Raw genomic sequence first — 12,094 nt, 5'->3', positions numbered from 1 at the left:
CTAATGAAATGCAATAGCTTATAAAGGGGGTTAGAATGCCCAGTTGCCCTTCTGGAAGACCGGCTCGCGCGTACCGTCAGCGGTAATTCCGTAGATATCCATCTCGGCCGAGCCGATCATGAAGTCAACGTGAGTCACACTGTTATTGAGGCCGCGGGCGGTCAGTTCATCCTGGTTCATTTCTTTGCCGCCTTCCAGACAGAAGGCATAGGCAGTGCCAATAGCCAGATGGTTGGAGGCATTCTCGTCGAACAAGGTATTGAAGTAGAGAATCCCTGATTCCGAGATCGGCGACTGATGCGGCACAAGTGCAACTTCCCCGAGATACTTGGCGCCTTCATCCAGGCTGATCAGATATTCGAGGGCTTCCTGGCCCTGCTCAGCGCTCACACTGGTAATCCGGCCCTGTTCAAAAGTGATCGAGAAGCCGTCAATTACATTCCCGCCGTAGCTGAGCGGCTTCGTGCTGCGGACCGTACCGTTCACGCCTGTTTTCAGCGGAGCTGTGAACACTTCTTCCGTTGGCATGTTGGCGACAAAAGAATGACCTTTGGCATTGATGCTGTCCCCTTGCGCCCATAAATGGCCTTCAGGCAGCTCAATGCTAAGGTCAGTTCCGGGTGCTATGTAGTGCAGACTCGCGTACTTCTTCGCGTTAAGAACATTGGCCTTCGACTCCAGCGTGTCCAGATGCTCCTGCCAGGCGGCAACAGGGTCCTCACGGTCCAGACGGACGGTATGGAAGATGGCCTCCCACAGCTTGTCTACGCGCTGGTCAGCAGGGACCTCAGGGAACACCTTGTCTGCCCAAGGCTGGGACGGGATCGCTACAATGCTCCAGCTGACTTTGTCGGACATCTGCAATTCACGGTATTTCGTAAGTGCTGCGCCCCGTGTCTTCTGGAAGCTCGCAATCCGCTCAGGATCAATGCCTTTGAGGGCATCCGGGTTCTCGGCAATGACCGACAGGAAGGCGGCACCGTTCTCTGCAAGCTCAGTCATTTCACCGGCAAACCAGGTTGGGGCCTTGGTGAATACTTCGGGTGCGGCATGCTCGAACTGCTGGCGGGTAATGAACTCGTCACTCCAGTTCACCTTCACCTGGCTGGCGCCAATGGCATAAGCCTTGGCCGTAATCAGGCGGACGAACTCAGCCGCAGTGATCGGAGCGTTCACAACCAGGATTTGTCCCGGCTGAACATTCACACCGATTTGTACTGCTAAATCAGCGTATTTACTTAGCTTGTCCTGAAGCTCTGTTTCAGTCATTGACATTTCCTCCATTACCATAATTTTTAGCTCTGTATAAGCATTGTACTAAATTATTAACCGCCGGATGAAAAAAGTCAATTACAGCGCAAAAGGAAAGAGAAATGCTGACATATCAATGTTATACTGAATATTGTGGGCATGATCAGATGAAAGGAAGGAAAGAGGATGAACCTGGAAATCACCAAAGCAGAAATGAAACGCGTAGAGGATAGAAGTTTTGTGGGGAGAACGGTATTTACATTAGAGAATCACCGTTCCCCTTATGAGATTACATTCTTCAGCTCTCGTGGAACCGAATGGGATTACAGTCTGAGCTTCGCCGGTGAACCGGGGAGTGAGGAGCAGTTCCTGGAAGTGGATGCGCTGCTGGAGAATGACGATGATCTGTACAATCAGCTGTTGGATGCAGCGCTGGATACCCAGGAGATCCCGGAAGAGGAAGCTTAAGCTTATTCCGGATATAACAATGCGACCCCGTCCCGTCTGATTGCCTTGGACGAGCAGGGTCGCATTTTTTATAGTTGCCGGCCCTTAACCGATGGTGATATTGCCTTCCGGGTAACGGTATAACTCCTTGCTGTTCTTAGGCTTGAGGGCATAGGCCAGGGTAAGCGGTCCGGTCCGGCCAACGAACATAAGAATGATCACCAGCACCTTGCCGATCGTGGTGAGCTCTGTGGTCAGTCCCATGGTGATGCCTGAGGTACCGAAGGCGGACACCGCCTCGAACAATACACTCAGGAAATCGGCGCTCTCCGTTACGGACAGGAGCATGGTGGAGATGACCACCAGCATTAAGGAGAGCAAGGTCATAGTAATAGCCCTGTAGACATTCTCCTTCGAGATCCGGTGGCGGAACATGACGATATCCTCTTTGCCCCGCAGCTTGGCGTAGGCGGTACTGGCCAGAATGGCAAAGGTGGTAATCTTGATTCCGCCGCCCGTAGAGCCGGGAGCCGCCCCGATGAACATCAGCAGAATCATCAGGAATTGGGTAGATTCCCGCAGCAGCGGAATCTCAATGGTGGTCACCCCGCCGGACCGTGGCGTAATAGCTTGCAGGAAGGAGGCCATGATTTTGCCTCCGGCATGCAGCGGCTTCAGTGTAGCATTCAGCTCCAGCCAGAAGAAGACAATGGCTCCGACCAGAATCAGCACGGCTGAAGTCGCCAGCACGACCTTCGAGTGCAGCATCAGCCGCTTGCGCTTGGGATAATCGATCACATCAGATAAGACGATGAAGCCGATTCCGCCCAGGAAGATCAGCAGCATGGAGGTAATATTCACAACGGGATCTTCTACATAACGGGTTAATCCGCTGAACGGTCCATGAATATCGCCGAACAAGTCGAAGCCCGCATTGTTGAAGATGGAGATGCTATGGAATAGTCCGTAATAAGCTGCTTTGCCTATAGGCATATCCACTACAAAGCGGGCAGCCAGCAGAATGGCCCCGGTTAATTGAATCACCAGGGAATAGATCAGAACCCGGCGGATCAGCTTCACGATCCCCTGCATGGAATTCTGGTTCATGGATTCCTGCAGTAAAAGGCGTTCCTTCAATGAGATTCGTTTGTTCAGGACCAGCGTAATCAGCGTAGCCATTGTTACGAAGCCGAGACCGCCGAACTGGAACAGCACCAGCAGTACGATCTGTCCGAACGTCGAGAGCTGTGTTCCCGTATCGACAACGGCAAGACCGGTTACGCAGGTCGCCGAGGTTGCCATGAACAGCGCATCAATGAATGAGATTCTTCCGCCGGTGGAAGCAGCGGGCAGCGATAACAGCAGGGTTCCGGCAGCGATCAGGATCACGAAGCCGAGGGACAGTATTTTGGGCGGCGTTAGCTTCAAATGCCCAAAGAAAAGGTTAGCCAAGTTCATTCTCCTGACAATAGGGATAGGATCTGACAAGATTATAGCATAACTTATATTCTCATCCCTAAACAGGCAGGAAATTGACATATTTTATCGAAATCATTAAAGGCTGTAGGATTCAACAACTTGCACTCTATGAGGAGGCTATACTGCTGTGACAAGTCCGATACGCAATCAGATTGGTGCTGTCTTCATCCCGGTTAGTGATATCGAAAGGTCCAAGAACTGGTATTGCAGTCTGCTCGGACTGCCGCTTGAAGGCGAAGTATTATTCGGGCATCTGTATGAGGTGCCGATGCAGGGGCCGGGGATTGTACTGGACAGCAAAATATTCACAGCCGAAGCCGTGCTGAAGGTGCCGTCCTTCCATCTGCTTACCGACGACATTGATGCCGCTTATGATTATGTCAAAGCCAGCGGAGCTGAGATCCTTACCGATATAGAGAATGACCATTGGTTTAACTTCAAGGACCCGGACGGAAACGTGTTAATGATCTGCCGTTATATCAGTTAATTAATGAGATTAATTATAAAGGTTAATCTCATTAATTATTGTACAAGAGGAGGATTATAGATGATAAGAGAAGCACGGGCGGAGGACGCTGCCGGCATAGAGGGCTTATACCGGATTCTGCTGCCGGATTCCAGCGATATTCATGTGTCCCCCCAAAGAATAAGTCAAATTGCCGATAATCCGGACAGTCTGCTGTTTGTCTATGTAGAGGGCGGGGAAGTTGCCGGCACGGTTCATCTGCATCTGTGTATGGATGCGCTTAGCGGTGATCGTCCGTTCGCAGTGATAGAGCGTTTTGTCATCATCGAGAAGCTGCGAGGCAAGGGAATAGGAGCCTCCATGCTGCGGTTCGCAGAAGAGGCTGCCGCAGCCAGAGGTGCACTTAAGGTGATGCTGTCAAGCAAGAGCATCCGTAAGGATGCTCACCGGTTCTATGAGCGTCTGGGGTACGACGGAGAGGGAAGCAAGCTTTTCAAAAAAATACATATCGCTTCAACCTACGGGAGGAACTGAACGGGAATGAACGTAACCCTAAGGGAGCTCATCCCGAAAGATGCCGCTGCGCTCTTGTGCCTGCAACACAGGCTGGATCAGGAGACCTCCTACATGATGTTTGCTCCAGGGGAGAGACGGACGGGTATTCCTCAGGTGGAGGAGAGAATTGCAGACTACACTAAGGCGGAAACCTCACTCTTGATCGGTGCCGAAGCAGACGGTGAGCTTGCAGGATATCTCTCTGTCGAAGGCGGAACCTTCAGCCGCAACAAACACAGTGCCTATATTGTTATAGGCATTCTTAAGGCTTATCAGGGCATGGGAATCGGCAGCGGATTATTCCGTGAGATGGAATTGTGGGTCAAACGCAGCGGCATCATGCGACTGGAGCTTACCGTGATGCAGCATAATGAACAGGCGGTTGCGCTGTATAAGAAGCAGGGCTTTGAAATTGAGGGCTTGAAGAGAAAGTCACTGCTGGTGGATGGACAATGGGTGGACGAATATTATATGGGTAAGATCTATAATTAATTGCATTAACTATATGGATAGATAGCCTACACGAACAAAATCACCCTGTGGGTGAATGATGTAAGAACTTATGCGGTCCTCACAACTCATCTGGAAACCTCGCTCTTCCCCATCCGCTCACTTCAAGGGGCATCCGGTGAATTCAGGGGCAGGAGTACCCCTCATTTGCTTAATGTAATCGGTTTTTCGATTACATTCGGCCTACGTGGCGCCCCCGGTCCAAATGTAATCGGTTTTTCGATTACATTCGGCCTACGTGGCGCCCCCGGTCCAAATGTAATCGGTTTTTCGATTACATTCGGCTTACGCGGCGCCCCCGATCCAAATGTAATCGGTTTTTCGATTACATTCGGCCTACGCGGCGCCCCCGGTCCGAATGTAATCGGTTTTTCGATTACATTCGGCTTACGTGGCGCCCCCGATCTCTGTGCCTCCCTTATCCACAAAAGAAAGAAACTATAATTTCCTAAATAAGAACAAAGGCGCTCCCCAGTAACTCAAGGGGAGCGCCTTACTTGTTGCAGCTTATCTATAAGACTTACTCGTGGTGTGCATCTGATTCTTCGGTGACCGGAAGATCGATCAGGATCTCCACCTTGCGGATACGGTGGCGGTTCATCTCGCGGGCCGTCAGGGTGACATGCTCGTAGGTGAGGCTTTTGCCGACAGCCGGTTCTTCCATATGGCTGTACAGCCATCCGCCGATTGTGGTGACTTCTTCATCATGGAAATCAAGTCCGGTAAGATCCTTGACCTCCAGCAGGGAGACATTGCCGTCGAATAGATAATGAGTGTCGCTCAGCTTCTCCACATTTCTGCGCTCATCCTCGTCGAATTCATCGCGGATCTCACCGACGATCTCCTCCAGAATATCCTCAATCGTAATCAGACCGGAGGTGCCGCCGTATTCATCCAGCAGCAGGGCGATATGCACACGCTCCTTCTGCATACGGGTCAGGAGGGTCTTTACTGGCGTAACCTCCGATACTGTCACCAGAGGCAGGATCAGGCTTTTGAAATCGAAATCAGGATTATTGTCGTATTGCAGGTAGAGCTGCTTGGTATTAATCATGCCAATGATATTGTCTTTGCTGCCGTCAGCTACAGGGAAGCGGGTATACTGCTCCTTGCGGATAATTTCAAAATTCTCCTGCAGCGAATGATCGGTGAACAGGCATACCATATCTGTCCGGGGAACCATAATTTCCTTGGCGAGCATCTCATCAAAGGTGAAAATCCGGTTAACATAACCATATTCCGCTTTGTTGATTTTGCCGCTCTCATAGCTCTCGGACAAGATCAGGCGAATCTCGTCTTCACTGTGCGCGTCGCCGTGTTCACTGGCAGGCTTCATGCCGAACATACGGACGAGCAGGTTGGCGGAACCGTTCATGAACCAAATCAAAGGGTACAATATTCTGTAGAACCAAATAATCAGCGGTGCGGTAATCTGACCAATTTTCTCCGGAATATTAATAGCGGCGGTCTTCGGTGCAAGCTCTCCGACCACGACGTGGAGGAAGGTGGCGATAATGAAGGCCAATGCAAAAGCAATGGGCTTACTAACGTTGTGACTCACACCAGCCAGATCAAACAGTGGAATGAGCAGCTGCTCAAAGGCAGGCTCTGCCAATGCCCCGATCCCGAGTGCAGTAATCGTGATACCGAGCTGACAGGCGGACAGATATCCGTCCAGGTTAGCGGCTACCCGCTGTACTGCCAATGCGTTCTTCTTGCCGTCCAGCACCATTTGGCTGACCTGGCTGCCCCGTAATCTCACTACTGCAAACTCCGTCGCTACAAAAAATGCGGTTAAAATAATCAAAATTGCCACGAGCGTCAAACTAAGTCCTATACCCATATAATCTTTACCATCCCTTTCGTCCCTAAAATAGGTTATACTCATATTATGAGTTCATATGAACCTATTGTACGAACTTTTCAGTGAAATATCAAATGGTGGAGGGTTGCCAGCTATGGAAGCTTTTACACTTAGCCGGATAGAGATGTCCGGACTATTACTGTCTCTAGGGCCCAACTCGGAGCGGAAGCCGCTCCATATTCTGCAGGAAGCCTGGACCAAGTTCCACCGCGACGAGGTGCGGGAGGGGACAAGCCTGCCCGCTTTTCTGTCTACGGATATCCCCCCGATTTTGCAAAAGCTGATCAAAGGCGGCGGCGTCAAAGGGCTGTCCCTGGGTGAAATTGCTTCGCTTGGCGGTCTGATTGAGTATTCCACTTTATCCGTCTCTGCTATGCAGAATTGGGTGAAGCGCGATTTCAAGGAATATCTCGGGTCCCCGCGTGAAGGGAAGAAGTACTCCATTAATCAGGCGGCCATTCTATTTATAATAGATGATCTGAAGGCGGCGCTTGATTTCGAGAGCATCAGGCAGCTCTTTCGTATGCTGTTCCTGGCGCCTGATCGCGATGACGATGATCTGGTAGAGCCGGCACAGCTGTATCACGGGTATGCGGAGCTGTTCGAGGAGATCAAGACCCGTTCCCCGGTGCCGGCTGAGGGGCAGGCTCTGACCGGAAATCCCAAGGAATACCTGTGGAAATCGGACAGCGCAATCAAGTCGGCCATGGACAAAATGATGAAGCGGCTCAGCCACCTGAGCAGAGGGCAGCGGGATGCGGTGCAGAATATGCTGCTGATCGCTGCGATTTCGGTGCAGACCTGTTATTTTCAGGCGATGGCCCGGCAATATTTCAATGCCGTGTTATTCCTTGATTTTTGAATCATCCGCTTCTAGAATGTGTAAGTGATACTAGTCAGAAACTATTGGATTAGCGGGAATCAGGGGAGAGGGGCCTTAAGTCATGTGGAATCAAATGTCGCTGCTGCAGAATCCGAAGCAGCGGAAGCTGCTCTTCAGTGCAGGTCTAAGCTGGATGTTCGACGCGATGGATGTAGGGATGATCTCGTTCGTCGTGGCTGCACTAGCCAAGGAATGGTCGCTGGGGCCGGAAAAGATCGGCTATTTAACCAGCATTAACTCGGTAGGGATGGCGGTCGGTGCAGCCGCAGCCGGAATTATGGCGGACCGCTTCGGCCGCAAATCGGTGCTGCTCTGGACGCTGCTGATCTTCTCGATTGCAAGCGGACTGTCGGCATTCGCCGCAGGTTATGCCGTATTATGTGTGCTGCGCTTCATTGCCGGCTTCGGGCTGGGCGGAGAGCTGCCGGTGGCTTCTACGCTGGTATCCGAGAGCATGCCGGTTAAGGAAAGAGGCCGTGCTGTTGTGCTGCTGGAGAGCTTCTGGGCGGTGGGCTGGATTCTGTCGGCGCTGATTGCATACTTCGTCATTCCGGATTACGGCTGGCGGATCGCCTTCGCCATTGGTGCGGTACCGGCGCTATATGCGCTCTATCTGCGCAGGGCGATCGATGACTCCCCGAAGTTCGCGGAGATCAAGAAAGCACCTCCAGTGCCTTTGAAGAAGCGTATAGCGGCAGTCTGGTCAGCAGAGCACCGGCGTTCGACCATCATGCTGTGGATTCTGTGGTTCACCGTGGTGTTCTCTTATTATGGAATGTTCCTGTGGCTGCCGACGGTGATGGTGCTGAAGGGCTTCAGTCTGGTCAAAAGCTTCGAGTATGTGCTGATCATGACACTCGCCCAGTTGCCGGGGTACTTCACCGCCGCTTATTTCATCGAGAAATACGGCCGCAAGTTCGTACTGGTCATCTACCTGCTGCTGACAGCCGTCAGTGCTGCCTGGTTCGGGAATTCAACGACCGAGGGCATGCTGATGGCTGCCGGAATCTGCCTGTCGTTCTTCAACCTGGGAGCATGGGGCGGGATGTATGCTTACACACCTGAGCTGTATCCGACTAAGATCCGTTCCACAGGCGCCGGACTCGCCACCTCCTTTGGACGGATTGGCGGCATTATTGCCCCAACGCTGGTCGGCCTGTTGGTCGGCAAGGCGGTCGGGATCGGCTCCATCTTCATGATCTTCTTCGTCACGATTGTAATCGGCGCTCTGGCGGTGCTGTTCCTGGGGAAGGAAACGAAGGGACTGGAGCTAGAGTAGACTGCTTACGGAACAGATTTATACTTAAAAGAACTAACCAGAACTAACAGGCCAGCCGGAAGATTCCGGCTGGCTTTTGTCTTACTTATTTGATATAACCCCTTACTTTTCTGGATTTACCCTATGCAGGGCGTTCCGTATAATCATTAATGTAACCGCTTACTTCACAAATTTGAGGAGGCAACAGATGACAATCAAGGGGACCAAAGGACTTGTACTGCTTCTAAGCTCCATATTGCTAATGACTACGGCTGCATGCTCATCCGGCGGATCGAATGCACCGGACGGTGCCAAGGCTTCTTCCAAGACAGAGGGTTCGGCACCTGCAATTGAGCTGCGTATGACCTGGTGGGGCTCGCAGACACGCCACGATCTGACCACCAAGATGATCAAGCGCTTCGAGGAGAAGAATCCGGGCCTCACGATTAAGCCGGAATATTCCGGCTGGGACGGCTATTTCGATAAGCTGTCTACTCAGGTAGCAGGCTCGAATGCTCCGGATATCATTCAGATGGACTATGCGTTCCTGTCCGATTACGCCAAGCGCGGCACCTTGCTTGACCTGACGCCTTATACCCAGGATGGAACGCTGCGGACGGAGGACCATGACAGCAGCATGCTCTCGGCAGGAAGCATTGACGGCAAATTGTACGCCGTTACGCTTGGAGTGAACGCTCCCGGCGTTGTCTATAATGCTTCCGTGCTTCAGGAGCTGGGAATTGCGGAGCCGCAGGAGTCATGGACGTGGAAGGATTTTGCGGAGATGGCGAATACGATTGCTAAGAAGAAAGGCAACGGCTACTATGGTACGCCGGATATTTCGGGCACTACGAACATCTTCGAGGTATTCGTGCGCCAGAACGGGAGCGGCCTGTTCGCCGGGAATAAGCTCGGGGTCTCCCGGGAGATCATCGATGAATGGTTCAATTACTGGCAGGGGCTGCGGGACAGTGGCGGCGCTACAACGGCAGAGGTAACTGCCGCGATGACCAATGCTCTGGAGACCCGGCCGCTGTCCGTTGGCCAGTCTGCCCTTGATTTCGCCTGGTCTAACCAGCTGATTACCTATCAGAATGTGCTGAAGGATCAGAGCCAGAAGCTGAAGATGCAGGTGATTCCGCATATGGAAGGGGAGCAGAAGATCGGTGAATATCTGAAGCCCGGCCAGTTCATCTCCGGGAATGCCAAGACTAAGTATCCCAAGGAGGTAGCGAGGCTGATTGACTTCATGGTCAATGACCCGGAAGGCACCGCTATTCTGGGGGCTGAACGGGGAGTGCCGGTCAATTCCGCAGTGCGGGAGCAGCTGAAGCCGTCGCTTACCGCCGAGGAGCAGTTAATCTTTGATTTTATCGATGTGGTCTCCAAGCATTCCAGTGATATTGACCCGCCTTACCCGCAGGGCTTCTCGGAGATTGATAAGAACTTCAAGAGCGCCAGCGAGCAGATCTCCTTCGGCCAGGCCGGCATTCCGCAGGTAAGCGAGCAGTTCATCTCCGGTGCTAACGCCATACTGGACAAGGCCAAATAAATACAGAGGAGCGAGAGAGCCATTGAGTGCAGATCTGATGACAGTAGATAGACCAGCAGGCATGAAGCGGCGTAAAACAAAGCTGCGCTACAATCAGAACGGGATTGCCCTCCTGTTCCTGTCGCCCTGGCTGCTGGGGCTGGTGTGCCTGACCCTGGGGCCGATGGCGGCCTCACTCTATTTTTCTTTTACAGATTACAGTATTCTGGAGAGCTCCAGATGGATCGGACTGGATAATTTCACAACGATGCTCACTGCAGATCCGTTATTTATCCAATCGCTTAAGGTGACGTTTATCTTCGTATTCGTATCGGTGCCGCTGAAGCTGATGTTTGCCCTGGCGGTCGCTCTGCTTCTTAACAAAGGAATACGGGGCCTCAGCATCTATCGGACGGTCTACTACATCCCTACGCTGCTTGGAGGCAGTGTCGCTATTGCGATGCTGTGGCGCAAGATGCTCGGCGGCGACGGGCTGCTTAATCAGCTGCTGGCCATGGTGGGGATACAGGCACCTGACTGGGTATCGAATCCCAAATACTCGCTGTATTCGCTGATCCTGCTGTCGGTATGGCAATTCGGCTCGTCGATGATCATCTTCCTGTCCGGGCTGAAGCAGGTGCCGCCGGAATATTATGACGCCTCTTCGGTGGACGGTGCGGGCAAGGTGGGGCAATTCCTGCATATTACGCTGCCGGTGCTGTCTCCAGTTATCTTTTTCAATGTCATCATGCAGACGATCACCGCCTTCCAGTCGTTCACCCAAGCCTTCATTATCAGTAACGGCAGCGGGGGACCGGTGAATTCCACCCTGATGTATTCGCTGTACCTGTACAAGAAGGGCTTCTCCTTTTTCCAGATGGGCTATGCCTCGGCGATGGCCTGGGTACTGGTGCTGCTGATCGGGATATTCACACTCCTGCTATTCGGCAGCAGCAAGCTGTGGGTGCATTATGAAGATGGGGGGAAATAAAGCTATGGATACAGGCAGCGCGTCGAAAAGTGCCATATGGCTCAAGCACTTCATCATCTGTCTGATCGCCTTTGTCATGCTGTACCCGGTGCTGTGGCTGGTAGGCAGCTCGTTCAAGCCGGCGAATATGATTTTCTCGGAAATCTGGTTCTGGCCCCGGCAGTGGAATTTCCATAATTATGTAAGCGGCTGGTTCGGCTTCCAGGGCAGCTCCTTCGCCCGGTTCCTGCAAAACTCGGCTCTGGTCTCTCTGGGGGCCGTGCTCGGTAATGTGATCACCTGCTCCATGGCGGCTTATGCGTTCGCGCGGCTGAATTTCCGGTTCAAGGCACTGGGATTCGCGCTGATGCTGATGACGATTATGCTGCCGCTGCATGTGACCCTTATCCCTCGTTACATCCTCTTTAACAGCCTGGGCTGGGTGAACACGTTCGCGCCGCTTATTCTGCCCAAGTGGATGGCAACGGACGGCTTCTTTATCTTCCTGACGGTACAGTTCATCCGCGGCTTGCCGAAGGAGCTGGACGAAGCGGCAACGATCGACGGCTGCGGGCCGGTTCAAATTTTCAGCCGGATTATTATTCCGCTGGCGCTGCCTGCGCTGATTACGACGATGATTTTCACCTTTATGTGGACCTGGGATGATTTCTTCAGCCAGCTCATCTTCCTTAGCGATATCGGGAAATACACCGTACCGCTCGGGCTAAGACTGTTCCTGGACTCCAGCTCGCAGTCGGATTGGGGCCCGATGTTCGCCATGTCGGTATTGTCGCTGGTGCCGTGCTTCATTCTCTTCATCACGCTGCAAAAGTATTTCGTGGAAGGAATTGCGACATCCGGCCTGAAAGGATAGAATCTG

Annotated in this window: 12 protein-coding genes; 9 read left to right on the top strand and 3 right to left on the bottom strand. The window is 52.4% G+C overall.

Features of this window, described 5'->3' with window-relative positions:
• Positions 1 to 30 precede the first annotated feature (30 nt).
• The gene (locus NST69_RS15895) at positions 31 to 1,275 is read right to left on the bottom strand and encodes an aminopeptidase (protein WP_340827171.1); all 1,245 of its coding nucleotides are present in this window, start codon (positions 1,273 to 1,275) and stop codon (positions 31 to 33) included.
• 162 nt (positions 1,276 to 1,437) lie between these two features.
• On the opposite strand from NST69_RS15895, the gene NST69_RS15890 reads away from it, so the two are divergent.
• Positions 1,438 to 1,719, top strand: a complete 282-nt coding sequence (locus tag NST69_RS15890; RefSeq protein ID WP_036726604.1) for a hypothetical protein — start codon at positions 1,438 to 1,440, stop codon at positions 1,717 to 1,719.
• An 84-nt stretch (positions 1,720 to 1,803) separates the two neighbouring features.
• Here NST69_RS15890 and NST69_RS15885 read toward each other — a convergent pair whose 3' ends face one another.
• Positions 1,804 to 3,156, bottom strand: a complete 1,353-nt coding sequence (locus NST69_RS15885; protein ID WP_340979518.1) for a TrkH family potassium uptake protein — start codon at positions 3,154 to 3,156, stop codon at positions 1,804 to 1,806.
• Positions 3,157 to 3,304: 148 nt separating this feature from the next.
• On the opposite strand from NST69_RS15885, the gene NST69_RS15880 reads away from it, so the two are divergent.
• The 3 genes from NST69_RS15880 to NST69_RS15870 are packed head-to-tail and all read left to right on the top strand — an operon-like array spanning position 3,305 to position 4,690.
• Positions 3,305 to 3,664, top strand: a complete 360-nt coding sequence (locus tag NST69_RS15880; protein ID WP_036726607.1) for a VOC family protein — start codon at positions 3,305 to 3,307, stop codon at positions 3,662 to 3,664.
• Positions 3,665 to 3,724: 60 nt separating this feature from the next.
• A complete protein-coding gene (locus NST69_RS15875) occupies positions 3,725 to 4,177 on the top strand; it encodes a GNAT family N-acetyltransferase (protein WP_342550039.1) in 453 nt (150 codons plus the stop codon).
• 6 nt (positions 4,178 to 4,183) lie between these two features.
• On the top strand, positions 4,184 to 4,690 hold the full coding sequence (locus NST69_RS15870) for a GNAT family N-acetyltransferase (protein WP_036726610.1): 507 nt from the start codon (positions 4,184 to 4,186) through the stop codon (positions 4,688 to 4,690).
• Positions 4,691 to 5,228: 538 nt separating this feature from the next.
• Here NST69_RS15870 and NST69_RS15865 read toward each other — a convergent pair.
• The gene (locus NST69_RS15865) at positions 5,229 to 6,551 is read right to left on the bottom strand and encodes a hemolysin family protein (RefSeq protein WP_342550038.1); all 1,323 of its coding nucleotides are present in this window, start codon (positions 6,549 to 6,551) and stop codon (positions 5,229 to 5,231) included.
• 115 nt (positions 6,552 to 6,666) lie between these two features.
• On the opposite strand from NST69_RS15865, the gene NST69_RS15860 reads away from it, so the two are divergent.
• The 5 genes from NST69_RS15860 to NST69_RS15840 all read left to right on the top strand — a co-directional run bounded on the left by NST69_RS15860 (position 6,667) and on the right by NST69_RS15840 (position 12,088).
• Positions 6,667 to 7,434: a DUF1836 domain-containing protein gene (locus NST69_RS15860; RefSeq protein ID WP_339257187.1), complete on the top strand. Its 768-nt coding sequence runs from the start codon at positions 6,667 to 6,669 to the stop codon at positions 7,432 to 7,434.
• Between the two features lie 82 nt (positions 7,435 to 7,516).
• Positions 7,517 to 8,734: an MFS transporter gene (locus NST69_RS15855; RefSeq protein ID WP_036726620.1), complete on the top strand. Its 1,218-nt coding sequence runs from the start codon at positions 7,517 to 7,519 to the stop codon at positions 8,732 to 8,734.
• A gap of 187 nt (positions 8,735 to 8,921) precedes the next feature.
• The gene (locus NST69_RS15850) at positions 8,922 to 10,265 is read left to right on the top strand and encodes an extracellular solute-binding protein (protein WP_342550037.1); all 1,344 of its coding nucleotides are present in this window, start codon (positions 8,922 to 8,924) and stop codon (positions 10,263 to 10,265) included.
• 61 nt (positions 10,266 to 10,326) lie between these two features.
• Complete coding sequence (locus NST69_RS15845) at positions 10,327 to 11,235, top strand: sugar ABC transporter permease (protein ID WP_339257505.1); 909 nt, start codon at positions 10,327 to 10,329, stop codon at positions 11,233 to 11,235.
• Between the two features lie 4 nt (positions 11,236 to 11,239).
• A complete protein-coding gene (locus tag NST69_RS15840; protein ID WP_076086200.1) occupies positions 11,240 to 12,088 on the top strand; it encodes a carbohydrate ABC transporter permease in 849 nt (282 codons plus the stop codon).
• Positions 12,089 to 12,094 lie beyond the last annotated feature (6 nt).

The organism is Paenibacillus sp. FSL P2-0089, from assembly GCF_038595095.1.
GTDB classification, from domain to species: Bacteria; Bacillota; Bacilli; order Paenibacillales; family Paenibacillaceae; genus Paenibacillus_AQ; species Paenibacillus_AQ silagei.
The sequence above is the reverse complement of the archived record's forward strand: the minus strand, read 5'-3'. Positions and strand labels throughout refer to the sequence as shown.